General features: G+C 73.9%; 21 protein-coding genes. 13 read left to right on the top strand and 8 right to left on the bottom strand.

What is annotated here, in order from left to right; genetic code table 11:
• Positions 1-13: 13 nt before the first annotated feature.
• Together AB5J51_RS30305 and AB5J51_RS30310 are read right to left on the bottom strand one after the other, a co-directional pair.
• Entirely contained in the window at positions 14-499 is a 486-nt protein-coding gene (locus AB5J51_RS30305; protein ID WP_369779096.1) for a DUF402 domain-containing protein, read from the bottom strand.
• Positions 496-1,446: a GNAT family N-acetyltransferase gene (locus tag AB5J51_RS30310; protein WP_133898454.1), complete on the bottom strand. Its 951-nt coding sequence runs from the start codon at positions 1,444-1,446 to the stop codon at positions 496-498. The genes AB5J51_RS30305 and AB5J51_RS30310 overlap by 4 nt, the downstream gene beginning before the upstream one ends.
• 71 nt (positions 1,447-1,517) lie before the next feature.
• Here AB5J51_RS30310 and AB5J51_RS30315 point away from each other — a divergent pair, with 71 nt between their 5' ends.
• Positions 1,518-1,904 (top strand): GntR family transcriptional regulator, encoded by a 387-nt coding sequence (locus AB5J51_RS30315; protein WP_234382007.1) that lies wholly within the window; start codon positions 1,518-1,520, stop codon positions 1,902-1,904.
• 19 nt (positions 1,905-1,923) lie between these two features.
• Here AB5J51_RS30315 and AB5J51_RS30320 read toward each other — a convergent pair whose 3' ends face one another.
• A complete protein-coding gene (locus AB5J51_RS30320) occupies positions 1,924-3,024 on the bottom strand; it encodes a DUF5925 domain-containing protein (RefSeq protein WP_030304060.1) in 1,101 nt (366 codons plus the stop codon).
• 206 nt (positions 3,025-3,230) lie between these two features.
• Here AB5J51_RS30320 and AB5J51_RS30325 point away from each other — a divergent pair, with 206 nt between their 5' ends.
• Positions 3,231-4,034 (top strand): SGNH/GDSL hydrolase family protein, encoded by an 804-nt coding sequence (locus AB5J51_RS30325; protein ID WP_369780342.1) that lies wholly within the window; start codon positions 3,231-3,233, stop codon positions 4,032-4,034.
• Positions 4,035-4,043: 9 nt separating this feature from the next.
• Here AB5J51_RS30325 and AB5J51_RS30330 read toward each other — a convergent pair whose 3' ends face one another.
• Positions 4,044-5,711, bottom strand: a complete 1,668-nt coding sequence (locus AB5J51_RS30330; RefSeq protein ID WP_078987249.1) for a serine/threonine-protein kinase — start codon at positions 5,709-5,711, stop codon at positions 4,044-4,046.
• Positions 5,712-6,077: 366 nt separating this feature from the next.
• On the opposite strand from AB5J51_RS30330, the gene AB5J51_RS30335 reads away from it, so the two are divergent.
• Positions 6,078-6,347 carry a hypothetical protein gene (locus tag AB5J51_RS30335; protein ID WP_076046471.1) on the top strand — a complete coding sequence of 90 codons (270 nt, stop codon included), beginning with the start codon at positions 6,078-6,080 and terminating at the stop codon, positions 6,345-6,347.
• Positions 6,348-6,384: 37 nt separating this feature from the next.
• Here the strand turns inward: AB5J51_RS30335 and AB5J51_RS30340 are convergent, their stop codons facing one another.
• A complete protein-coding gene (locus tag AB5J51_RS30340; protein WP_369779097.1) occupies positions 6,385-7,638 on the bottom strand; it encodes a CaiB/BaiF CoA transferase family protein in 1,254 nt (417 codons plus the stop codon).
• A gap of 236 nt (positions 7,639-7,874) precedes the next feature.
• On the opposite strand from AB5J51_RS30340, the gene AB5J51_RS30345 reads away from it, so the two are divergent.
• Positions 7,875-8,609 carry a TetR/AcrR family transcriptional regulator gene (locus tag AB5J51_RS30345; protein ID WP_133898456.1) on the top strand — a complete coding sequence of 245 codons (735 nt, stop codon included), beginning with the start codon at positions 7,875-7,877 and terminating at the stop codon, positions 8,607-8,609.
• A 99-nt stretch (positions 8,610-8,708) separates the two neighbouring features.
• On the opposite strand, the gene AB5J51_RS30350 is transcribed toward AB5J51_RS30345, so the two are convergent.
• Entirely contained in the window at positions 8,709-9,836 is a 1,128-nt protein-coding gene (locus AB5J51_RS30350) for a type ISP restriction/modification enzyme (protein WP_168724385.1), read from the bottom strand.
• A gap of 163 nt (positions 9,837-9,999) precedes the next feature.
• Between AB5J51_RS30350 and AB5J51_RS30355 the strand changes: the two genes are divergently transcribed.
• A complete protein-coding gene (locus tag AB5J51_RS30355; protein WP_166663190.1) occupies positions 10,000-10,164 on the top strand; it encodes a hypothetical protein in 165 nt (54 codons plus the stop codon).
• Between the two features lie 87 nt (positions 10,165-10,251).
• Here AB5J51_RS30355 and AB5J51_RS30360 read toward each other — a convergent pair whose 3' ends face one another.
• Both AB5J51_RS30360 and hmgA read right to left on the bottom strand, forming a co-directional pair.
• On the bottom strand, positions 10,252-11,001 hold the full coding sequence (locus AB5J51_RS30360; protein ID WP_053785879.1) for a GntR family transcriptional regulator: 750 nt from the start codon (positions 10,999-11,001) through the stop codon (positions 10,252-10,254).
• A 43-nt stretch (positions 11,002-11,044) separates the two neighbouring features.
• The gene (gene hmgA, locus AB5J51_RS30365; protein WP_369779098.1) at positions 11,045-12,367 is read right to left on the bottom strand and encodes a homogentisate 1,2-dioxygenase; all 1,323 of its coding nucleotides are present in this window, start codon (positions 12,365-12,367) and stop codon (positions 11,045-11,047) included.
• 188 nt (positions 12,368-12,555) lie between these two features.
• On the opposite strand from hmgA, the gene AB5J51_RS30370 reads away from it, so the two are divergent.
• From AB5J51_RS30370 to AB5J51_RS30405, 8 genes are all read left to right on the top strand, one after another.
• The gene (locus AB5J51_RS30370) at positions 12,556-14,667 is read left to right on the top strand and encodes a right-handed parallel beta-helix repeat-containing protein (RefSeq protein ID WP_369779099.1); all 2,112 of its coding nucleotides are present in this window, start codon (positions 12,556-12,558) and stop codon (positions 14,665-14,667) included.
• 130 nt (positions 14,668-14,797) lie between these two features.
• A complete protein-coding gene (locus tag AB5J51_RS30375) occupies positions 14,798-15,670 on the top strand; it encodes a hypothetical protein (protein WP_369780343.1) in 873 nt (290 codons plus the stop codon).
• A gap of 415 nt (positions 15,671-16,085) precedes the next feature.
• On the top strand, positions 16,086-17,381 hold the full coding sequence (locus AB5J51_RS30380; RefSeq protein ID WP_369779100.1) for a hypothetical protein: 1,296 nt from the start codon (positions 16,086-16,088) through the stop codon (positions 17,379-17,381).
• A 35-nt stretch (positions 17,382-17,416) separates the two neighbouring features.
• Entirely contained in the window at positions 17,417-18,037 is a 621-nt protein-coding gene (locus tag AB5J51_RS30385; RefSeq protein ID WP_369779101.1) for a TetR family transcriptional regulator, read from the top strand.
• A 203-nt stretch (positions 18,038-18,240) separates the two neighbouring features.
• Complete coding sequence (locus tag AB5J51_RS30390) at positions 18,241-20,502, top strand: molybdopterin-dependent oxidoreductase (protein WP_369779102.1); 2,262 nt, start codon at positions 18,241-18,243, stop codon at positions 20,500-20,502.
• 73 nt (positions 20,503-20,575) lie between these two features.
• Complete coding sequence (locus tag AB5J51_RS30395) at positions 20,576-22,030, top strand: CitMHS family transporter (RefSeq protein ID WP_369779103.1); 1,455 nt, start codon at positions 20,576-20,578, stop codon at positions 22,028-22,030.
• Positions 22,031-22,132: 102 nt separating this feature from the next.
• Positions 22,133-23,545, top strand: coding sequence for an aldehyde dehydrogenase family protein (locus tag AB5J51_RS30400; RefSeq protein ID WP_369779104.1), 1,413 nt, complete (start codon positions 22,133-22,135; stop codon positions 23,543-23,545).
• 94 nt (positions 23,546-23,639) lie between these two features.
• Entirely contained in the window at positions 23,640-24,725 is a 1,086-nt protein-coding gene (locus AB5J51_RS30405; RefSeq protein WP_136224256.1) for a Zn-dependent alcohol dehydrogenase, read from the top strand.
• The last annotated feature ends 31 nt before the right edge of the window (positions 24,726-24,756 follow it).

Below are 24,756 nucleotides of genomic sequence, written 5' to 3' on the forward strand. Positions count from 1 at the left end.
GCGAGCGCCGGGGTCAGGTCAGGAGGGGGGTCAGGCCTCCGGGCGCGTGGGCCTGGGCGGCCAGGGCGTCGAGGGCGCGGACGGCCTCGGCCGCCGCCGCGGGGTCGGTCTCCGCGAGGCCGCTCGCCGCGAACTCGTCCTCGTCCAGCCGCAGGACCGCGGAGCCGTCCGCCGACACCCACAGGTCCAGGTCCAGGTCCTCGACCAGGATCTCGCCGTCCTGCACCACCGCCGGGCGCGTGACGTCGCAGTACCAGCCCTTGAGGACGCCCTCGCCCGTCCGCACCTCCTTGACCGCGTACCAGCGCGTCCGCCAGAAGTGCTCGGTGAACACGTCGCCCGGTTCGAAGCGCACGAAGCCGAAGTCCCGTACGCCGTCGGCCGCCCAGGGGGCGCGTACGGAGATCCGGTCGCCCGTGTCCACGACCAGGGCGGCGGGGTAGCGGATCTTGGTGCGGCCCGCCTTGGTGAGGGTGACGGTCAGCTCGGGACTGCTCATGACTGCCGGGGTCCTTCCAGTTGCTTCGCGTAGCGCGTCTCGGTCGCGCAGATCTCGTATCCGAACCACCTGTTGATGGCGAGCATCGGCTCGTTCCCGGTGTCGTTGCCCGTGAAGGCCTCCGTGCAGCCGGCGGCGCGGGCCCGGTGCAGGGAGTCCGTCTTGGCGAGCTTGGCCAGGCCGCGGCCGCGGAAGGCGCGCAGGGTGCCGGTCATCGCCGAGCCGTAGCGGGTGGCGCCGTCCGTCCGGGCGGCGCAGAACGCGGCCACGACCCCGTCGACCAGGACGACCGTGGTCAGCTCCTTGTCGAGGTCCGGGTGGTGCCAGACGGTGGCGAGCCAGTCCGCGTAGTCGTCCAGCTCCGCCGGTACGTCGCCCGGTTCGTCACCGGAGGCCTCCGCGTCGGCCTCGTACAGCGGTCGCGGGTCGGCGGCGAAAGCGCTGCCGGGGCGCAGCTCGACCCCGGCGGGGAGCGCGTCCGGGTACGGGGGCAGGGCGCCGCGGGCCAGGTCCAGGCGCAGGAAGTGCGCGGAACGGCTCGGGCGGTAGCCGCGCCGCTCGGCGAACGCGCGGGGGGCGGGCTCGTCCAGCACCCAGGCGTACGTGCTCACGGCACCCTCCGCGGCCAGGTACTCCTCGGCCGTCCGCAGCAGGGCGCTGCCCGCGCCGCCGCCGCGGTGCGCGGGGTCGACGTACGCGTTGACGAACGACCGGCCGGGCTCCGGGCTGTCGTACGCGAGGCCGAGCTCGGCGGTGCCGACGACGAGGCCGTCCGCGGTTTCGGCGAGGAGGAGGCGATGGCGCTTGGCCGGAGCGGCGGAGGACAGCTCGAAGGCGACTCCGTCGGTGGTGGCGATCAGGAAGGGGAGCGAGGCGCGGCGCACCCGTACGACGGACTCCGCGTCCGAGGGGTCGCCCGGGCGGAGGTCGCGGATCGAAACGGTCATGCCGCCGACCGTAGACGCGGGGCGGGGCGGACGCCTCCGAATTTTCCCCGGGGATGGGGGAGAATCGCCGGGTGACCTCGACGAACCTGAAGATCCGGATCGACGCCTCGGCCGGCGCGGCCGCCCCGTACGAGCAACTGCGCGCCCAGATCTCCGAGGCCGCGCGGGCGGGTGACCTGCCGGTCGGGTACAAGCTGCCGACGGTGCGCGGGCTCGCGGAGGAGCTGGGCCTGGCGGCGAACACGGTCGCGAAGGCCTACCGGGCGCTCGAGGGCGACGGGGTGATCGAGACCCGCGGCCGGAACGGGACCTTCGTCGCGGCGGCCGGCGACGGGGCCGCCCGGGAGGCGGCCACCGCCGCGCAGGCCTATGCGGAGCGCGCGAAGCGGCTGGGCCTGACCTTCGACGAGGCGACGTCGGCCGCCCTCGAAGCCCTGCGCGCCCGGTACGGGAACTGAGTTCCCCCCGGAGAGCCCCCTACAGGTACAGGCCCGCTTCCGAACCGTGCTGGCCCTGGGGCGGCAGCAGCGCCGAGGGGCCCGTGCCCCGGCGCAGCGCGAACAGTTCGGCCAGCGTGGCGCCCTCGCGCGGAACCCCCTCGTCCGTGCCCAGCCAGTCCACCGCCTCGCCGTGCGTCAGACGGCCCACCTCGATCCGCGCCAGGCAGCGGCCCGGCCGGACCACCGCCGGGTGGAGCCGTTCCAGGTCCTCGTTCGTGGTGACGCCGACCAGCACGTTGCGGCCCTGCCCCAGCAGCCCGTCCGTCAGGTTGAGCAGCCGCGACAGCGCCTGACCCGCCGTGTGCCGGGCCTCGCCGCGGATCAGCTCGTCGCAGTCCTCCAGCAGCAGCAGCCGCCACCGGCCCTTCGCCGTGCCCTCGTCCTCGCCGATCGCGATGTCCATCAGGTAGCCCACGTCGTTGAACAGCCGTTCCGGGTCCAGGACGCAGTCCACCTGGCACCACTCCCGCCACGACCGGGCCAGCGTCCGCAGCGCCGAGGTCTTGCCCGTGCCCGGCGGGCCGTGCAGCAGGAGCAGCCGCCCCGCGATGTCGTCCGGGGTCACCTTCATCAGCCGGTCCATCGCCCCGGCCACCGGCGCCGTGTAGTTGGGCCGCACCTCCGCCCAGGTCCCGGCGGCGATCTGGCGGGTCGTCCGGTACGGGCCGCGGCGCGGGGAGACGTACCAGAAGCCCATCGTGACGTTCTCGGGCTGCGGTTCGGGCTCGTCCTGCACGCCCTGCGTGGCCTCGCCGAGCACGCTGGAGGCGAGTTCGTCGCTGACCGCCGTCACCGTCACGTCCGCGCCCCGGCTCCAGCGCGAGACCAGCATCGTCCAGCCCTCGCCCTCCGCGAGGGTGGCGCTGCGGTCGGAGTCACGGGCCGAGCGCAGCACGGTGGCCTCGGGCGGCAGCAGGGTCGCCTCCGCCTTCACCCGCTCGATCGTCACGCTGTGCGAGTACGGCTGCTCGCCGGACGCGAACCGGCCGAGGAACAGCGCGTCCACGACATCCGACGGTGAATCGCTGTCGTCGACGTTGAGCCGGATCGGCAGCGCGTCATGCGGGTTGGCTGGCATGGCGCCCATGATCCGGCACGAAGTGGCCCCGTGCACCCGTGTTTCGCCGGATCGGGTGCCCAAGTTCCCTCTTCAAACGCACCGGTGGTGAAGATTCGGGCCGCAACTCCGCGCCAAAAATTCTTGGCATGAACACTTCCAGCCAGCCCCGGCTCCCAGTACCACGGACTCAGGAGTAACCCCCACTAGGAGCCGCACACATGAGCATGAAGATGTCGCGCTTCGCCGCCCTGACTTCCTCCCTGTTACTCGCCGCGGGCGCCGCCCTGTTCGGCGCCGGACAGGCGGCCGCCGCCACGGCCGACTTCGGTTACGTCGCCCTCGGCGACTCGTACTCCTCCGGCGTCGGCGCCGGCAACTACGACAGCGGGAGCGGCAACTGCAAGCGCACCTCCCGCGCCTACCCGGCCCTCTGGGCCGCCGCCCATTCCCCGCAGACCTTCTCCTTCACCGCCTGCTCGGGCGCCCGTACGGGTGACGTCCTGTCCGGCCAGCTCGGCCCGCTGAACTCCGGCACCGACCTGGTGAGCATCACCATCGGCGGCAACGACGCCGGATTCTCCGACGTCATGACGACCTGTGTGCTCCAGTCCGAGTCCACCTGCATCAACCGCGTCAACCAGGCCAAGGCGTACGCCGACTCCACCCTCCCCGGCCAGCTCGACCAGGTCTACACCGCCATCCACGGCCGGGCGCCCGCGGCCCACGTCGTCGTCCTCGGCTATCCCCGCTTCTACAAGCTGAACGGCACCTGCGCCACCGGGCTGACGGAGGGCGAGCGCTCCGCCATCAACGGCGCGGCCGACTATCTGAACGCCGCCATCGCCAAACGCGCCGCCGACCACGGGTTCACCTTCGCCTCGGTCGCCGGCGCCTTCACCGGCCACGAGATCTGCTCCGGCGACGCGTGGCTGCACAGCGTCAACTGGCTCAACATCGGCGAGTCGTACCACCCCACCGCCGCCGGACAGTCCGGCGGCTACCTGCCCGTCCTCACCAACGCCGCCTGATCCGGCGGGCTACGAAGCCGCCGCTTCGGGCTCCGGGGCGACCTCGGGGTCCGATGTTTCCGGCTCCGCGGCGTCCGGCGTCGCCGGCCCCGCCGGTACAGGCCCTGCCGAGACGGGGGCCGGCGTACCGCTCGGACCGGGGGAGGGGGAGGTCCCGCCCGTCGGGGTCTCCTCCTCCTCGCAGGTCACGGAGAAGTCCACCCACTCCGAGGCCGTCGGGTCCGGCCCCCGCACCTCCAGCCGGACCGCGTCGTCGAACGTCGCGCTCGGGTAGTACGTGAGCTCGGTGTGGTCCAGCTGCCGGCTCCGGGGGCCGTCCGCCGCATACGTGACGGACTGCCAGCCGGGGCCGGAGCTGACCCCGCTGCGCGTCGCCCAGCGGTACTCCAGCACGGCGGGCGTACGGTCCGCATCGACGGTCGCCGTGAAGGCGGGCGCCTGATCGGCGGGCGGCGGGCAGGCCCCGCGGTACTCCGTCCGTACGGCGCGCACCGACACGGCGAAGTGCGGCGCGGGCGTGGCCGACGGCGAAGCGGACGGCGACGGCGAAGGTGAGGGGGACGCCGACGGCGACCCCGATCCGGAGGCGCTCGCGGACGCGGCCGAGGTGGTGGCCGGGGCCGTCGGGCCGGTGCCGTTCCCGCCCGGCTCCTCGCGGTCCCTGAGCAGCAGCCACCCCAGGGCGACCACCGCCAGCAGCAGCACCACGATCCCGGCGGCCAGCACCAGCCCGGCCCGCGCCTCGCGCGGCGGCGCCCCGCGGCCCGCCGGAGCGGGACCCGGCCCCGGCGCGGGCATCGGCACCGGCATCGGCGGGGTGGACCCCTCGGGCCGGCCCTGCGCCTGCGGGGGGCCGGGCCGGTGGTGCGCCGTGGCCGTCGGCGAGTCCGGACCCGACACCGCCCCGCCGGAGCCCTGCAGGACCCCGCCCGCCCCGATGATCCGCAGCATCCGGGCCGCCTCCGCCGCGGGCAGCCGCTCCGCCGGATCCTTGCGCAGCAGCCCCTCCAGCACCGGTGTCAGGGGACCGGCCCGGCGCGGCGGCGGCAGCTCCTCGTCCACCACCGCCCGCAGCGTGGACAGCGGCGTGTCCCGCCGGAACGGCGAGACCCCCTCGACGGCGGAGTACAGCATCACCCCGAGCGACCACAGGTCCGACGCGGGCCCCGGATCGCGCCCCAGCGCCCGCTCCGGCGCGAGGAACTCGGGGGAGCCCACCACCTCACCCGTCATCGTGATCGCCGACGAGCCCTCCAGGCTGGCGATCCCGAAGTCGCTCAGCACCATCCGGCCGTCGTTGGCGATCAGCACGTTGGAGGGCTTGACGTCCCGGTGCAGCACTCCCGCCTCGTGCGCGGCGCGCAGCGCGGCCAGCACCTGCTCCCCGAGGTGAGCGGCGCGCTGCGGGGTGAGCGGCCCCTCGGCCTCCAGTACGTCGGCCAGCGAGAGCCCGCGCACCAGCTCCATCACGATCCAGGGCCGGCCGTCCTCGGTGGCCACGTCGTAGACCGTGACGACCCCGCGGTGCGAGACCCGCGCCGCCGCCCAGGCCTCGCGCTCGAGCCGCCGGTACATCCGCCCGATCTCGGCGCCGTCCAGCCCGGCGGGGGGACGCACCTCCTTGACGGCCACCTCGCGGCCCAGCACCTCGTCGCGGGCCCGCCACACGATGCCCATGCCGCCCCGGCCGAGCAGGTCGAGCAGCCGGTACCGGCCCGAGATGACACGGCCGGCGGCGGATTCCCCGCCCGCCCCACCGATGTTGTCACTCACGCGAGCCCCCAGGTGTGTCCGTGTGTCGGCGGGCGATCACTCCAAGTTAGCGCAGCGCGTGCGATGTGGCCCCGGTCCGCGCGGGACTCGCGCGGCGACCCTTCAAACGGCCGCCTCCCCTGCGGAGAGTGACGGTCGACTCCGCTGAGTAACCGTCAACTCCCCGTCGCCATAGGGGTAATTCACACCACCGGGATACCCGAGCGCGACGCAGGGGCGATAGGGTTAACCTGCCCGGGCCGGGTGCCCTCGTACGGGTGGGGAGAGAACATGGAACAGATAGCAATGCGCAGCAGGCCGCCACGCGTGCCTGCCATCACCTGCGGCAGCAGCGCGACCAGCTCGCGCCTCGACCGCCACCTCGCCGTGCTGGGCGGACCCGCCGTCCCGCACCGCGAGACGGCCGAGGCGACCCTGCTGATGCGCGAACTCACCTCGCGCGACCACACGCACCGCCTGCGGAGCCGGAGCGCGCGCGTCTCGCTCTTCGCGCCGCTGCGCCGTCTGCGTCGCACGCTCTTCGGCAGCCGCCGCTCGTAACAACCGTCCCCGACCCCTTCTGGTTTCGCCCCCGGCCCTACGCAACCACACCATCCCGGCGCAGTGTCGTGATCTGTGCGCCCGTCATCCCCAGGGCGCGCAGCAGGGCCTCGGTGTGTTCGCCGAGCGCGGGCACCGCACCCATGTGCGGTGCCGCGCCTCCCGGCAGTCCGATCGGCGGCAGCAGTGCCCGCAACGGACCGGCCGGTGACCCCACCTCCCGCCAGCGGTCCCGTGCCGCCAGCTGCGGATGTCCCGCGAGCCGGGCCACCGAGTTCAGCCGTGCACAGGCGATGCCCGCCGCCTCCAGCCGTACGATCGCCTCGTCCGCGCCCAGCCGGCCCAGCGCCTCGGCGACCACGGCGTCGGTCTTCTCCCGGCCCCGGGTGCGCGCCGCGTTCGTCGCGTACGCCGGATCCTCGGCCAACTCGGGCCGCTCCAGCACCTGTTCGGCGAGCCGCCGCCATTCGCGGTCGTTCTGCACGGACAGCAGCACCCGGTCCCCGTCCGCCGTCGGGTAGGCGTCGTACGGGGCGATGACGGCGTGCGCGAGGCCCGTGCGCACGGGCTGCTCCCCGCCGTGCATCGTGTGGTGCAGCGGATGGCCCATCCACTCGGCCAGCGCGTCCAGCATCGAGACCTCCACCCGGCCCCCGCGCCCGGTGGCCGCGCGGCGCAGCAGGGCCGCGAGGACCCCGGAGAAGGCGTACATGGCCGCCGCGATGTCCGCGGCCGGGATGCCCGCCTTGACGGGCTGCTCCGGGGTGCCGGTGACCGAGACCAGCCCCGCCTCGCACTGCACGAGCATGTCGTAGGCGCGCTTGTGGGCGTACGGGCCCTCGGCCCCGTACCCGGAGATGTCGACGGCGACCAGCCGCGGGTAGCGCGCGCACAGCGCGGCCGAGTCGAGCCCGAGCCGGGCGGCGGCGCCCTGGGCGAGGTTCTGGACGAACACGTCGGCCCCGTCGAGCAGTCCGTGCAGGACCTCCCGGCCGCGCGGGTCCTTCAGGTCGAGCGCGATCGACTCCTTGCCGCGGTTGGCCCAGACGAAATGCGAGGCCAGTCCCTGTGCGGCGGTGTCGTAGGCGCGCGCGAAGTCGCCGCCGTCGGGCCGCTCGACCTTGATCACCCGGGCGCCGAGGTCGGCGAGCTGGCGGGTGGCGAAGGGGGCCGAGACGGCCTGTTCGACGGCGACGACCGTGACGCCGTCGAGGGGCAGGGGTTCCACGGGGCGGGGTGGCGTGGGGCGGGGTTCGGCAGGGCGTGCGGGCGCGGGCGAGTCGGCTGTCATGACAGCCTGCCTACCGGTTGGGACCCCGGCCTGTCACCACACGGGCGGTCGACATCGCACGCTGTGCGCGGTTCGTCCGCCTGTGGCGCCCGTCTCAGTGGCCGCAGACCGTGCCCTCCGGCACGGCCGGATCGGGGCGGGGCAGGGCATGGACCTCGCCGAAACGCTTCTCAGGGCCTCGCAGCACCTGACTGCGTACGCTGTACGTAACCAGGACGAGGGCGAGGTGGTGACTGGTGGCAGCCGGCGGGCGCCCGGCCCGACCCGAAGTGATCTGGGCCCGCCCGGGGCGCGCCGGCCGCGGACCCCGGCCCGCGCACACCCGCGAGTCGATCGCGGCCGAGGCCGTGCGGATCGCGGACGCGGAGGGGATCGAGGCCGTCTCCATGCGGCGCGTGGCAGCCGGGATCGGCGCCGGGACGATGTCCCTGTACAACTACGTGCCGCGCAAGGAGGACCTGTACGAGCTGATGGTCGACGCGGTGAGCGGGGAGTACGAGCTGACCCCGCCGACCGGGGACTGGCGGGCCGACCTGCTCGGACTCGCCCGCCAGGCACGAGAACTGATGCACCGCCACCCGTGGCTGCCGCGGCTGCTGTCCCCGGTCCACGGCTTCGGTCCGAACGCCCTGCGCTATCTGGAGCACAGCCTGGACTGCCTGGTCCCGCTGGAGGCTTCCGGTGGGCAGAAGCTGGAGCTCGTCGCGGCGGTCAACGGCACGGTGGCCGCGTTCGTGGCGAGCGAGTTGGCCCTGGCCGAGCGGGCCCGGTCGCTGCCGTGGAGCGAGGCCGCCGAGGAGGACGTACGGACGGCCTGGCTGGGCTCGAGGCTGGCGACAGGGCAGTACCCGCTGCTGGCGGCGGCGCTGTCCGGCGGGCATCCGGTGACGGAGGCGGCCTCCGACCCGGGCGCGGTCTTCGACCGCTCGGTGTCCCGGCTGCTGGCGGCCTGGGCGGCGGCGGAGGGCTGACGCGGGGGCGTGCGTGAGTGGGGGCGTGCGCGGGTGCGTGAGTGGGGCGTGCGCGGGGGCGACGCGGGTCCGCGCGGAAAATCCCCGCGGGGCGGTCCGTCAGAGCAGGGCGAACTGGCCGCCCGGGCCCTCCTCGTGGTGGTCCAGGACCGAGGCCGGGCGGCGGGCCCAGCGCGGCGGCGGCAGCACGCCCGCGGCGGCCAGCTCGGCGGCCGCCAGCGGCGGCCCGGGGGTGAACGCCGCCCGCTCCGGGGCCAGATCGGCCAGCAGCGCCAAGGTGGTCACCAGCGCCAGCAGCTCCGAGGTCCAGGCCTGCGGCCACTCGGCAGGCCCGAGCGCGTCCAGCCCGTCGGCCTGCGGATCCCGGTGGGCGGTCCGGGCCGCGAACCAGGCCTCCAGTACCCGCGTACCGCCCTGTACCTCGTACTCCCAGGCGCCCGGCGGTACGGGGGAGACCGTCCCGGCCCCCAGGCTCAGCGTCTCGGTCTCCGGGTCGTACGCGAGCCCCTCCGGCCAGGCCTGGACCGCCGAGCGGACGTACGGGCGCCGCCCGCCCGGCAGCCGGGGCGGCTCGGCGCCGGGTCCGCCGCGCAGCTGGACGGTGAGCAGCCGGTGCCCGAGCTCCAGCCCGGCCCGCCAGCGCCCGGGGTCGCCGGTCAGCGGGACCTCGTACCCCCGGGGGCCGGGGCGGCCCGCCGCGAGGATCCAGCACAGCACGTCCTGCGGGGTGACCCGGCCGCCGTAGCGCTCGCCCAGCAGCGGCAGCAGGCCCGGCGCGAGATTGGGCTCGGCGCCGCCGGGGCGCCGGTGCAGCGGGCGGATCCGGCCCAGGCGGCCGGCCGGGAGATGTGCGGTGACCAGCAGCTCCGGGGTCTCGACGGCGAAGAGCTGGTGCTCGTCCAGGACCCGCCACAGCTCCGGGCGGGCCATGTCGATGAGCCGCTGGTCGGGCAGCAGCCACTGCTCGTCGAAGGGATCGCGCAGCACCCGTACGGGCTCCGGGCAGGGGCCCGGCTCATCGGCGAAGCGGGCGGTCGAGGGCGAGCGCCGGCCGGGCAGTGCGGCCGCGCCGGTGGTGGGCGTCCGGGTCCGGGTCGGGCGGAACAGCCGGTCCCGCTCGGCCCCTTCGGAGCCGGTCAGGGCCGCCCAGCGGGCGCGCAGCGCCGCGGGGTCGGGGGCCGCCACCCAGGCCCGGCCCAGGCGCAGGCCGCCCACGGCCCAGGGCATCAGGTCGTCCAGCAGCGGTACGTCTTCGCTCACCCGCCAGATGGTAGCGACGGCAGGCGGCGGCCGGGGGTGCGGGCGTCAGCCCGGCCGGGCTGTGTCCGGGCCGAAGAGCTACGCTCCCTATGTACGGATATGTTCCTATGTCGAGGAGCAGGAGGCGGTCATGAGTCAGTACGACGAATACACGACTCCGTCGCAGGCCGAGGGCGAGCGGCTCGACGAGGACATGGACGAGAAGGAGAAGATGCAGCGCCATCACCCGCAGACGATGCGGACCACGCCGTCGCAGGCGGAGGGCGAGCGCGGCAAGGACGACGAGGAGAAGTAGCCCCTTGCGGGTACGGCGCTGCGGCCGGACCGGGGCCGGACCGGGGCACTAGGGCCGGACCGGGGTCGGGCAGGAGCCCGGCAGGGGTCAGGTGGCGTCGACGGTCACCGTGAACGAGAACCGGTCGCCCCGGTACCGGATCCGCGCCACGTCCACGACCCGGCCGTCCTCGTCGTACGTCACGCCCGTGTAGTGCAGGATCGGGCTGAGCAGCGGCACCTGGAGCAGCTCGGCCGTCTCCGGGTCGGCCAGCCGCGCCTCGACCGTGTCCGTGATCCGGCTGATCCGCACGCCCACCACGTCACGCAGCACCTTGGTCATCGGCCAGCGCGCCAGATCGGCCAGGTCCACCGCCTCGGCGACCTCGGGGCGGACCGCGTTCTCCGCCCAGTTGGTCGGCTCGCCGCTCTCGCCGTCGTGGCGCAGCCGGCGGTACGTGACCACCTCGGCCGTGTCCGGGAAGTGCTCCAGCAGCTCCCCGGACACGGCCGTCCGTTCGCGGCCGAGAACCGTCGTACGGTCGCCCGACTGCTGCGCCACGATCGCATCGACCGAACCCAGCAGCCGTACCGGCGCCCCGCGCCGCGCACCCGGCTCGATGAACGTGCCGCGCCGCCGGTGCCGGCTGATCAGCCCCTCGCCCTCGAGTTCCTTGAGCGCCTGGCGCATGGTCAGCACGCTCACCCCGTAGTGCTCGGCGAGCTGCTCCTCGGTGGGCAGGCGCAGCGAGGCGTCCGGGGTGCGCCCCAGTATCGAGGCGCGCAACGACTGTGACACCTGGTACCAGAGCGGCAGCTTCCGGTTGAGCACCAGCGAGTCGGGGGCGAAGGCGGTCACGGGTGGTTCTCCGTACGGACGGGGCGTGGGGCGCTTAGTGATACTAGGCGCGGAAGTGGCGCTGGAGCCCCTGCCAGACGTCGTCGTATCCGCGCTGGAGGTGATCGGCGCCGGCCGCCTGGGTGGTGGCGGTGATCGGCCAGCGGGTCTCGAACATGAAGGCCAGACCGTCGTCGATCTTCTGCGGCTTCAGCTCGGCGGCGCTCGCCCTGTCGAAGGTCTCCCGGTCCGGTCCGTGCGCGGACATCATGTTGTGCAGCGAGCCGCCGCCGGGGACGAAGCCTTCCGCCTTGGCGTCGTACGCACCCTCGATCAGGCCCATGTACTCGCTCATGACGTTCCGGTGGAAGTACGGCGGGCGGAAGGTGTCCTCGCCGACGAGCCAGCGCGGGGCGAAGACCACGAAGTCCACGCCGGCCAGCCCCGGGGTGTCGGAGGGCGAGGTCAGCACGGTGAAGATCGACGGGTCCGGGTGGTCGTAGCTGATCGAGCCCAGGACGTTGAAACGGCGCAGGTCGTACACGTACGGGGTGTGCGTGCCGTACCAGGCGACCACGTCGAGCGGGGAGTGGTCGTAGGTGGCGGCCCAGAGGTTGCCGCAGAACTTGTTGACCACCTCGGTCGGGCGCTCGCTGTCCTCGTACGCGGCCACCGGGGCGCGGAAGTCGCGTGCGGCGGCGAGGCCGTTGGCGCCGATCGGGCCCAGGTCCGGCAGCTCGAAGGGACGGCCGTAGTTCTCGCAGACGTACCCGCGGGCGTCGTCGTCCAGGAGCTCGACGCGGAAGCGCACGCCGCGCGGGATCAGGGCGACCTCGCCGGGGCCGGCGCTGAGCATGCCGAGCTCGGTGCGCAGCAGCAGGCCGCCGCGCTCGGGGACGATCAGCAGCTCGCCGTCGGAGTCGCTGAAGACCCGGTCGGTCATCGAGGCGTTGGCGGAGTAGAGGTGGATGGCCATCCCGGTGCGCTGGGTGGCGTCGCCGTTGCCGCCCAGCGTCCACAGGCCCGCCAGGAAGTCGGTGCCGGGCGCCGGGTCGGGGAGCGGGTTCCAGCGGAGCCGGTTGGGGTCCGCCGGGGCCTCGGCGAAGGGCGCGGAGCGCAGGGCGCCGTTGTCGATCCGGGCGAAGGGCGGGTGGGCCGCCGAGGGACGGATCCGGTAGAGCCAGGAGCGGCGGTTGTGGGCCCGCGGCTCGGTGAAGGCGCTGCCGCTGAGCTGCTCCGCGTAAAGGCCGAGGGGGGCGCGCTGGGGCGAGTTGCGGCCGGGCGGCAGGGCGCCGGGGACGGCCTCCGAGCTGTGCTCGTTGCCGAAGCCGGTGAGGTACTCCAGTGCCCCCGCCGTCTTCCTGGCCTGCTCGGCCTGCTCGCTCATGGGTACTCCCGCTCTGTGGCTGTCAAAGGAATCCTATGGTCGACAGTAGGATTCCGAGGCCCGCCCGTCAATGGCCCCCTGTGATTCGCCATGTCGCGGGGGGACCGAAAACGCGATGCCACCGGGGGACCGAAAACGCGCTGCCGCGGGGGGTCCAAAAAGATGAACATTGCTCTACTCTCACGCGCATGTCGTGGACCCGCAGGTTCCCTGCCGTGCCGGCGGCGCTCCTCGCCGCCCTCCTCGCTCTCCTGTCCCTCCTTGCCGCGCCCGCCGCCATCGCGCACGAGGAGCGCCCCGTGGCCCTCCCTGACGGCTCCGGATCCGTGCCGCAGTACCGGAAGGCCGAGCCCGACCTGCTGGTCTGCAAGGCCGACCGGCCCGCCTTCGAACGCCGGACAGCCGCCTTCCCCGAGGAGCTGAAGCAGCGCAACCTCGCCCTGTACGCGCGGTGCGAGAAGAGCGGCTACCGGCACCTCCAGGAAGCCGTCGACGCCGTGGACCGGCCCGGCATGAACATCGCGATCCTCCCCGGCCTGTACGAGGAGGAGCCCTCGCTGCCGAAACCCACCGGGGAGTGCGCCGCGCTGAAGGCCCCCGACTCCTCGCTCGGCTACCAGATCCTGACGTACGAGCAGCAGGTGCAGTGCCGGCACAACCAGAACCTCGTCGCGATCCTCGGCAAGACGGACCTGCAGATAGAAGGCACGGGAGCTTCGCGCCTCGACGTCGTCATCGACGCCAAGTACCAGAAGCTGAACGCCATCCGCGCCGACAAGTCGAACGGCATCTACTTCCGCAACTTCACCGCGCAGCGCACCACGTTCAACTCGCTGTACGTCCTCGCGGGCGACGGGTTCGTCATCGACGACGTGCTGACCCGGTGGAACGACGAGTACGGCTTCCTGACCTTCGCCAGCGACCACGGGCTCTACAAGAACTGCGAGTCGTACGGGAACGGCGACTCCGGCATCTACCCGGGCAGCGCCTCGAACATCAACGACGGGCGCGGCTACGACGTCCCGCGCTACTCCATCGAGATCACCGGCTGCCACAGCCATCACAACATGGTCGGCTACTCCGGAACGGCGGGCGACTCCGTCTGGGTCCACGACAACGAGTTCGACCAGAACATGGGCGGCGCCTCGATGGACAGCGCCTTCCCCGGGCACCCCGGACTCCCGCAGAACCACGCCAAGTTCGAGCGGAACCTGATCCACGACAACAACGCCGACTACTACGGGTACGTCGCCGACGGGACCTGTGCCAAGCCGCCGATCGAGCGCGGCTACGAGCAGGGGGTGGTCTGCCCGCAGATCTCCATGCCGCCGGGCACCGGCATCATCACCGCCGGCGGCAACTGGAACGTCTACGAGAACAACTGGGTGTACGGGCACCGGCGCGCGGCCTTCTTCCTCTCGGCCGTCCCGGCGTTCATCCGCGGCGAAGAGGAGTGGTCGAAGCAGGCGGACACCTCCCACCACAACCGCTACGCCGCCAACATCCTCGGCAAGGACAAGTCGGGGGCCTCCCGCCCCAACGGCACGGACGTGTGGTGGGACGGCCAGGGCCGCGGGAACTGCTGGCAGCCCGGACCCGACGGCTCCACTCCGGGCACGCTCCCGCACTGCGGCGACCGCCGCGGCGAGGTGTCGGGCGCCTCGGCCCGCCTGGTCGGTGAACCGGTGAAACTCGCCCAGCTGCTGGTCTGCGCCGACTACAGCGTGCAGGCGCGCAAGCTCCCGGCCGGCTGCGACTGGTACGGGGCGCGCGGCCTGGAGCGGGTGGAGACGCAGATCGCGCTGGCCGCGGCGGCGGTGCTGCTGCTCGTGGGCGGGGTGCTGTGGTGGCGCCGCCTGCGCGGGTCCCGGCTGGGAACGGCGGCCTCGCTGCTCGGCCTGGCCGGGCTGGCGCTGGACGTGGCCGGCTCCACGATGCCGCTCGCGGGGACCTTCGTACCCGCCCTGGCCCTGCTCCTGCTGGGCCTGTGGTGGACGGGCGCGGGCATCGCGCTGCGCCCCGGCCGCCCCTGGCTGGCGCGGCTGACCCTGCTGCTGGCGGCCCTCACCCTGCTCGATGCCTTCGACAAGGCCGTCCTGATGATCCCCTGGATCCCCGTCGGCCCTTCCTGGCTCCGCGCCCTCCTCACGATCCCCTGGGCCCTCTGGGCCACCATCGCCGCCTCCCGGCCGGACCCCGCCCCGGCCGGCCCGGGCAGCGACCCGGCGGGCGACCGCTCCCCGGTCCCGGCGGGCCCGGCACCGGCCCTGCACACCGAAGCCACCCCGGACGCGGCATGACGCCCGGCCCCACCACGCCCGGCCCCACCCGCTCAACCGGCGGGCGGGGCGTCGGGGACGGCATGACCGAAGGAGGAGCGCAGTGAGCGACGACCGGACCGGGGATCCCCTCAGGTGCGACGGCTGCGGGGTGCCGCCCGCCGGGGCGCGGACGCGGCGGCGGGCCCGGACCGCAGCCCTGCTGACGCTGGTGCTCCTGCTCGTCGGCGGTGCGGCGACGGGCTGCGGCGGGCGGCCCACCACCCACCACAAGCCCGGCACCGGCCACGAGCAGGCCACCGGCAGCGTGGGCACCCTGCTCGAGGCCCAGGACCCCACCGGCCACCGGCTCCGCGAGGTCCCGGCCGAGGGCGCGCCGCAGGTACAGCTCGCCGCCCGCCCCGACTCCGAGGACGGCTGGAACCTGCAGCTGACGGTGAAGAACTTCCGCTTCACCCCCGACAGCACCGGCGGCGCCGCCCTCCCGGGCGCCGGCCACGCGCACCTGGAGCTCGACGGCCGCAAGCTGGCCCGGCTGTACGGCCCCTGGTTCCACCTGCCCGCCGCGCAGGTCCCCGAGGGCGCGCACACCCTGACCGTCCGCCTCTACGCGGACGACCACACCGCCTGGACCGTCGCCGGCAAGCCGGTCGAGGGCACCGCCCAGCTCACCGCCGCCGCCCCCGGACAGGCCGGCCACGGCCACACCCCACCGTCGGCGCAGCCCTCGCCCTCGCTGCCGCCGTCGCCACAAGCGCAGGCCGACCGCACCGTCACCCTCGCCGTCCGGGACGGCAAGGTCAGCCCCGCCCCGGGCCGCACCGAGCTGCGGCGCGGCGAGCGCATCGCCCTGCGCGTCACCAGCGACCGCTCGGACACCCTGCACGTCCACGGCTACGACAAGGAACTCGCCCTGCCGGCAGGCCAGGAGGCCACCCTGGTCCTGACGGCCGACCGCAGCGGCCTCTTCGAGGTCGAGACCCACGAGTCCCGCCTCGTCCTGACCCAGCTCCTCGTCCGGTGACCCGTCCCGCGCCGGCCCCGGCCGCGCCGGCCCCGGCCGCGCCGGCTCTGCCCGCGCCGGCTCTGCCCGCGCCGGCTCTGCCCGCGCCGGCTCTGCCCGCGCCGGCTCTGCCCGCGCCGGCTCTGCCCGCGCCGGCTCTGCCCGCGCCGGCTCTGCCCGCGCCGGCTCTGCCCGCGCCGGCTCTGCCCGCGCCGGCTCTGCCCGCGCCGGCTCTGCCCGCGCCGGCTCTGCCCGCGCCGGCTCTGCCCGCGCCGGCCCGGCCCGCGCCCACCCCGTCCGCGCCCACCCCGAGCGGGACCCGCCCGGCCCCGTTCCCCTTCCGCGGCGGGGAACAAGGCCGCGCGGGCGGCCCGCGGTGACCCCGGTCGGGCCGGGTCCCGTACCCGCAGCGAGCAGCGGTGGCGGGGGCCAGGGCGTGGTCCTTCACCCGGCCGATCCGCTCACCGTGCTCGCGCACGGGATCGGGTCCCGGCACGATCTGCCGATCTCTCCCTTCTACGCCTTCGCCGGTGCCTTCGCCGCGCTGTTCGTCTCCTTCCTCGCGCTCGGTCTGATCTGGTCCACCTCCCGTTTCCGCGGCGACCGCTCAGGCCTCGCCCTGCCCGCCGCCCTCGAGTCGATCGCCGACGCGCCGGCCACCCGTACCGCCCTGCGCGGCCTCGGCCTCGCCGCCGCGCTCGCCGTCCTCCTCTGCCTCCTCCTCGGTCCCGACGACCCCGCGCACAACCCCGCCCCCGGCGCCGTCTACGTCCTGCTCTGGGTCGGACTCGTCCCCGCCTCCCTCCTCCTCGGCCCCGTCTGGCGCCTGCTCAACCCACTCCGCACCCTGTACCGCCTGCTGCCACGCGCCCGGCGTCAGGCACCCGTCCCCCTCCCCGCCCGGCTCGGCCAATGGCCCGCCGCCGCCGGGCTGTTCGGCTTCACCTGGCTCGAACTCGCCGCTCCGGATCCCGCATCCACCACCACCCTCCTGACCGCCCTCGCCGTCTACACCGCCGCTCACCTCGCGCTCGCCGCCCGCTTCGGAGAGCGCTGGCTCGCCGAGGCGGACGCGTTCGAGGCCTACTCCGCCCTCCTCGCCCGGCTCTCTCCCCTCGGCCGCCGCAGCGACGGCCGCCTGGTACTCCGTAACCCCTTCCACGGACTCGACGCGACACCCGAGCGGCCCGGACTCGTCGCCACCGTCTGCGTCCTGCTCGGCTCCACCGCCTACGACGGCTACTGCGACAGCCCCTCCTGGATCAACGCCCTCCAGACCTCCCCCCTCGGCCGCACCCCCACGGCCACGCTCGGACTGCTCGCCGCCATCGCCCTCGTCGCCACCCTGTACTGCCTCTGCGCAGCGGCCACCCGCCTCGTCTGCGGCCCGCACCCGGGCCCGCTGACCGCCTTCGCGCACTCACTCGTGCCGATCGCACTCGGCTATCTCGTCGCCCACTATTTCTCCTTCCTGGTAACCGAAGGACCACGCACGGTAAGCATGGCACTCGGCACTGACAACGCCCCGGAACCCTTGCCGCCACTGGGCCCCGGCGCTCTCGCCACCCTCCAGGTGCTCGCCGTCGTCACCGGCCACGTGCTCGGCGTGATCGCGGCCCACGACCGCTCCGTCCGCCTCTTCCCGCCCGCCAGGGCCGTCGCCGGCCAGCTGCCGCTGCTCGCGCTCATGATCACTTACACGATCGGGGGGATCGGCCTCCTGCTGAACTGAGACCGCCGCCCTACCGAGAAGCCAGGAGCGGCATGATGGACCCCGTGCCCCCCGCCCACCCCTTGCGCCGTACGCCGATCCAGCAGCGCAGCGCCGACCGGCTCGCCCGGATCCTCGACGCCTGCGCCGAACTCCTGGACGAGAACGGATACGAGAACCTGAGCACCCGGGCCGTCGCCCTGCGCGCCGGCGTGCCCATCGGTTCGGTCTACCGCTTCTTCGGGAACAAGCGCGCCATGGCCATCGCCCTCGCGCACCGGAACCTGGACCGGTACACCGAAGGCATCGTGGAACGCCTCTCCGTCCTCCCGGCCGGCGACTGGCGGCCCGTCGTGGACGCCGTCCTCGACGAGTACCTGGCGATGAAGCGCACCGTCCCCGGTTTCGCGCTCGTCGACTTCGGGGTGCCCGCCCCGCCCGCGGAAGGGCCGGCCGCCGACCCCAACCGACTGGTCGCCGTACGCCTCACCGAACTCCTCGGCGGCCACCTCGGCCTGACCCCGGACGCCACCCTGGAACGGACGGTCCTGGTCGCCGTCGAGGCCACGGACGCGCTGACGAAACTGGCCTTCCGGGCCGATCCGGCCGGCGATCCCGGCATCGTGGCCGAGATCCGGACGATGATGCACGCGTACCTCGCCCGCGCACTGGACTGACCCGCGCCCGACCCCGTCCGGTACCGCCCATCCGTACCGCCCTTCCGGTGCCGGCCTTCCGGCGCCGACCTTCCGGTGCCCGCGCGGCATCCCGCCTCGACCGCCCCGCGACGCACGACGCACCCCTCCCCACCATGCCTACCGGTCGGTATGCTCGGGGTGCCCGTGTGTTCGTGCCGCAGCCTGCCGCCCCTGGAGGGCCCATGCCCCGCACCGCCCTGCGCATCTGCCCCCTCTGCGAAGCCACCTGCGGCCTCACCCTCACCATCGAGGGCACCGCCGTCACCGGCGCCCGCGGGGACCGCGACGACGTCTTCAGCCGCGGTTTCATCTGCCCCAAGGGCGCGGCGTTCGGTGCGCTCGACGCCGATCCCGACCGTCTGCGCACCCCCCTCGTCCGCCGCGACGGACGGCTCCAGGAGGCCACCTGGGAGGAGGCGTACGAGGCCATCGCCGCCGCGGTCCCGGCCCTCGTGCAGGAGTACGGCGCCCAGTCCGTCGGCGTGGTCCTCGGCAACCCGAACGTGCACACCATGGCGGGCGCCCTCTACCCCCCGCTCCTGCTGAAGGCGCTCGGTACCCGCAACCTCTTCACCGCCAGCACCCTCGACCAGATGCCCAAGCACGTCTCCAGCGGGCTGCTCTTCGGCGACCCCTTCGCCATCCCGGTCCCCGACCTCGACCGCACCGACTTCCTGCTGCTCCTCGGCGCCAACCCCGTCGAGTCCAACGGCTCCCTGTGCACCGCCCCCGACTTCCCGGGCCGGCTCAAGGCGCTGCGCGCCCGCGGCGGCACCCTGGTCGTCGTCGACCCGCGCTGCACCCGCACCGCCAAGCTCGCCGACCGGCACCTCGCGCCGCGCCCCGGCAGTGACGCCCTGCTGCTCGCCGCCCTCGCGCACACCCTCCTCGCGGAGAAACTCGCCGCCCCCGGCACGCTGGAGGAACAGACCGACGGCCTCGGGGAACTCGCCGAGGCGCTCGGTAGTTTCACTCCCGAGGCCGTGGCCCCCGCCTGCGACCTCACGGCCGCCGAGATCCGCGACCTCGCCCGCGACCTCGCGGCCGCGCCCACCGCCGCCGTGTACGGCCGGATCGGCAGCTGCACCGTCGAGTACGGCACGCTCGCCAGCTGGTTGGTCGACGTGCTGAACATCCTCACCGGCAACCTCGACCGGCCCGGGGGAGTCCTCTTCCCGCTCCCGGCCGCCGGCCCGCGGCCGCGCCCCGCCGGGCCGGGCAAGGGCTTCACCCTCGGCCGCTGGCGCAGCCGGGTCAGCGGCCATCCCGAGGCCAAGGCCGAACTGCCCATCGCCGCCCTGGCCGAGGAGATCGAGACGCCGGGGGAGGGGCGGATCCGTGCCCTGGTCGCCATCGCCGCCAACCCGGTGCTGTCCGCCCCCGACGGGCGGCGCCTCGACGCGGCCCTGGCCGGGCTCGACTTCATGGTGAGCATCGATCCCTACCTCAACGAGACCTCCCGCCACGCCCACGTCGTGCTGCCTCCGCCGCCGCCCTCGCAGAGCGCGCACCACGACTTCGCCTTCAACGGGTTCGCCATCCACAACCAAGCCCGCTACACCCGCCCTGCCGTCCCGCTCGAATCAGGCCGGCTCGACGAGTGCGAGATCCATGCCCGCCTCGTCCTCGCCGTCTCCGGCATGTACGGCTCCGCCGCCCCGAGGGCCGTGGACGACATGGTCATCCAGAGCGCCCTCGCCAAGGAGACCGCCGATCCGCGCTCCCCGCTGCACGGGCAGGACCCGGCGCGCCTGGCCGGCCTGCTCACCGGTGAGAGCGGTCCCGAGCGGCGGCTCGACCTGATGCTCCGCCTCGGGCCGTACGGAGACCGGTTCGGCGCCGGCTCCGCCCCCGACGCGGGAGCCGGCGCAGGCGCGGGCGAGGGGCTCAGCCTGGAGCGGCTGCTCGCGCACCCGCACGGCATCGACCTGGGCCCGCTGCGGCCCCGGCTCCCGGGCGTGCTGAGGACGCGCAGCGGCAGGATCGAGCTGCTCCCGGACCCGATCACGGCCGAGCTCCCCAGGCTGCGCGCGGCGCTCGCCGACCGCCCCGCCGCCCTGGTGCTCGTGGGCCGCCGCCATCTGCGGTCCAACAACAGCTGGTTGCACAACGTCCCGGCCCTCACCGGAGGTTCCAACCGCTGCACCCTCCAGGTGCATCCCGAGGACGCGGACCGGCTCGGCCTCACCACGGGCGGCATGGCCCGGATCACCGCCGACGGCGGCAGCCTGGAGGTCCCCGTCGAGGTCACCGACGCCGTCCGCACCGGCGTGGTGAGCCTGCCGCACGGCTGGGGCCACGACCGCGACGGGGCCCGGCTCTCCGTCGCCTCCATCGCGCCCGGCGTCAACGTCAACCAGCTCCTCGACGGCTCCCGGCTCGACCCGCTGTCCGGCACGGCGGTGCTCAACGGTTTCCCCGTCGAGCTGACACCCCTGCCCTGAGCTGGGGTTTTGCTCGTATTGCTCACACGTCGACGTCTTGTTGGCATAAGGAGGAGGCACCTACGTTCCCTGCATGCTGACCTTCCTCGGCTTCGCCATGATCGCCACCTTCCTGGTCCTGATCATGATGAAGAAAATGTCGCCCATCGCGGCGCTCGTCCTCATCCCCGCGCTGTTCTGCGTGTTCGCAGGAAAGGGCGCCCACCTCGGCGACTACGTCATCGACGGAGTCGGCAAACTCGCGCCGACCGCCGCCATGCTGATGTTCGCCATCGTCTACTTCGGCGTGATGATCGACGTCGGCCTGTTCGACCCGATCGTGCGCGGCATCCTGCGCTTCTGCAAGGCGGACCCGGTGCGGGTCGTGGTCGGCACCGCGGTCCTCGCCGCGATCGTCTCCCTCGACGGCGACGGCTCGACCACCTTCATGATCACCGTCTCGGCCATGTACCCGCTCTACAAGCGGCTCGGCCTCAGCCTGGTCGTCATGACGGGCGTCGCCGCCACCGCCAACGGCGTCATGAACACCCTGCCCTGGGGCGGCCCCACGGCCCGTGCCGCCACCGCCCTCAAGCTCGACGCCTCCGACATCTTCGTCCCGATGATCCCGGCCCTCGCGGTCGGCCTGCTGTGCGTGTTCGTCCTCGCGTACGTCCTCGGGCTCAAGGAACGCCGCCGGATCGGCACGCTCGTCCTCCCCGGCGACGCGGAGCCGGCCGAGGAGCGGCTGCTCGTCGCCACCACCGGGTCCGCCGCCACCGGGTCCGTCGCCACCGGGTCCGCCGCCCCGGCCGAGCCGTCCGCCACCTCTACCTCCGGTGGTGCGGGCGCCGGGTCCGGTTCCGACTCCGGCCCGCTGCCCGGCTCCGCCGTGCCGGAGGACGGCTTCCAGGGCCTCGACCCCCGCCGGGCGACCCTCCGCCCGCGCCTCTACTGGTTCAACGCCGGCCTCACCGTGGCCCTCCTCACCGCGATGATCATGGAGCTGCTGCCCATCCCGGTGCTCTTCCTCCTCGGCGCCGCCCTCGCCCTCACCGTCAACTTCCCGCACATGCCCGACCAGAAGGCCCGGATCGCCGCCCACGCCGACAACGTCCTCAACGTCGCCGGAATGGTCTTCGCCGCCGCCGTCTTCACCGGCGTCCTCAGCGGCACCGGCATGGTCAAGCACATGGCCGACTGGCTCGTCGGCGCCATCCCCGAGGGCATGGGTCCGCACATGGCCCTGGTCACCGGCCTGCTCAGCCTGCCGCTCACCTACTTCATGTCCAACGACGGCTTCTACTTCGGCGTCCTGCCGGTCCTGGCCGAGGCCGGCGCCGCGCACGGGGTCTCCCCGCTCGAGATCGCCCGCGCCTCCCTGGTCGGCCAGGCCCTGCACATGTCGAGCCCGCTGGTTCCCGCCGTCTACGTCCTCGTCGGCATGGCCAAGGTCGAGTTCGGCGACCACACCCGGTTCACCGTGAAGTGGGCGGTCCTCACCTCCCTCGTCGTCCTCGGGGCAGGGATGCTTTTCGGCATCATCTGACCCCGGACACCCCTGGCGCGCCGAAAACTACCGACGCTAGTTTGTAGGGTGGTCGAACGAGATCCGGTCTCTACGCGCTCGTGCGTGCTCGGGAGGAAAGCCATGAAGGCCCACGACGGGATGTACATCGGCGGCGCATGGCGGCCCGCCGCCGGACGCGACCGGATCGAGGTCGTCAACCCGGCCGACGAGCAGATCATCGCCGGGGTGCCGGCCGGCAACGCCGACGACGTGGACGCGGCCGTACGCGCGGCACGCGCCGCGTTCCCGGGCTGGGCGGCCACGGCTCCGGCCGAGCGGGCCGCCCTGATCGCGGCGCTGCGCGACGTGCTGATCGCCCGCAAGAGCGAGTTCGCCGAGCTCATCACCGCCGAACTCGGCTCCCCGCGGGGCTTCTCGGAGATGGTCCACGTGGGGGCGCCGATCGCGGTGTCCTCCTCGTTCGCCGAGCTGGGGGCCTCGTACGCCTTCGAGGAGCGGATCGGCAACTCCACCGTTCTGCTGGAGCCGGTCGGTGTCGTCGGCGCCATCACGCCCTGGAACTACCCGCTGCACCAGATCGTTGCCAAGGTGGCGCCCGCTCTCGCCGCCGGCTGCACCCTCGTCCTCAAGCCGGCCGAGGACACCCCGCTGACCGCACAGCTCTTCGCCGAAGCCGTGCACGAGGCGGGCATCCCGGCCGGAGTGTTCAACCTGGTGACCGGGACCGGCCCGGTCGCCGGCCAGGCGCTGGCCGCGCACGAAGGGGTCGACCTCGTCTCCTTCACCGGCTCCACCGCGGTCGGCAAGCAGATCGGCGCCACGGCCGGCGCCGCCGTCAAGCGCGTCGCCCTCGAGCTCGGCGGAAAATCGGCCAATGTCATCCTGCCCGGGGCCGACCTCGCCAAGGCCGTCGCGACGGGCGTGGGCCACGTCATGAACAACTCCGGCCAGAGCTGCAACGCGCTCACGCGGATGCTCGTCCACCGCGACCAGTACGAGGAGGCCGTCTCGCTCGCGGCCGCCGCCGTCGCCTCGTACCCCTCCGGCGACCCCCGCGACCCGGGCACCCGCCTCGGCCCGGTCGTCAACGCCAAGCAGCGCGACCGCGTGCGCGGATACATCGCCAAGGGTGTCGAGGAGGGCGCGCGCCTCGTCGCCGGCGGCCCCGACGCCCCGCACGAGCACGGGTACTTCATCGCGCCGACCGTGTTCGCCGACGTCACGCCCGAGATGACCATCGCGCAGGAGGAGATCTTCGGCCCGGTGCTGTCGATCCTCCCGTACGAGGACCAGGACGAGGCCCTGCGCATCGCCAACGGCACCGTGTACGGGCTGGGCGGCGCGGTCTGGGCCGCGGACGAGGAGACCGCCGTCGCCTTCGCCCGGCGCATGGACACCGGCCAGGTGGACATCAACGGCGGCCGGTTCAACCCGCTCGCGCCCTTCGGCGGCTACAAGCAGTCGGGCGTCGGCCGCGAGCTCGGCCCGCACGGTCTGGCCGAGTACCTCCAGACCAAGTCTTTGCAGTTCTGAGCCGCCCCGCAGTTCTGAGCAGCCCTGCAGTTCTGAGCAGCCCTGCAGATCCAAGCCGCCCCGCAGTTCTGAGCCCCGAGAGACGGAATCGACCATGGTCCGCGCCGCCATCCTGCCCGCCGTCGGAGCCCCGCTGGAGATACGGGAGATCGTCCTGCCCGATCCCGGCCCCGGCCAGGTCCGGGTGCGGCTCGCCGCAGCCGGCGTCTGCCACTCCGATCTCTCCCTCACCGACGGCACCATGAGGGTGCCCGTCCCCGCCGTCCTCGGCCACGAGGGCTCGGGCACGGTCCTCGCCGTCGGCGAGGGCGTCACGCACGTCGCCCCCGGCGACGGCGTGGTGCTCAACTGGTCCCCGTCCTGCGGGGAGTGCCACCACTGCTCGATCGGCGAGGTCTGGCTCTGCGCCAACGCGCTCACCGGGGTCGGGGCGGTCTACGCCCACGACGCCGAGGGCACGCCGCTGCACCCCGGGCTGAACGTGGCGGCGTTCGCCGAGGAGACGGTCGTCGCGGCCAACTGCGTGCTGCCCGCGCCCGCCGGGATTCCGCTCGCCGAGGCCGCCCTGCTCGGGTGCGCGGTGCTCACCGGCTACGGCGCGGTCCGCAACAGCGCCCGGGTCCGCCCGGGCGAATCCGTCGCCGTCTTCGGCGTCGGCGGCGTCGGCCTGGCCGCCCTCCAGGCCGCGCGGATCGCCGAAGCGGGCCCGATCGTGGCCGTCGACGTCTCCCCGGCCAAGGAGGAGCTGGCCCGCGCGGCCGGGGCCACCGACTTCGTGCTCGCCTCCGACACCACCGCCAAGCAGATCCGGGCCCTCACCGGCGGCCAGGGTGCCGATGTCGCCGTCGAGTGCGTCGGCCGGGCGGAGTCCATCCGCGGAGCCTGGGACTCGACCCGCCGCGGCGGCCGCACCACGGTCGTCGGCATCGGAGGCAAGGAGCAGCAGGTCTCCTTCCACGCCCTGGAGATCTTCCACTTCGCCCGCACCCTCACCGGCTGCGTCTACGGGAACAGCGACCCCGCCCGCGATCTCCCGGTGATCGCGGACCACGTCCGCGCGGGCCGCCTCGACCTCGGCTCCCTGGTCACCGACCGCATCACCCTCGACGGCATCCCGGCCGCCTTCGACGCGATGCTCGCCGGCAAGGGCGGCCGCTCGCTGGTCGTCTTCCAGCCGTAGGGCTCGTCGAAGGATTCCCTCCCCCTGCTAC

Origin of the sequence: Streptomyces sp. R33 (genome assembly GCF_041200175.1) — a bacterium.
Lineage (GTDB): Bacteria > Actinomycetota > Actinomycetes > Streptomycetales > Streptomycetaceae > Streptomyces > Streptomyces katrae_B.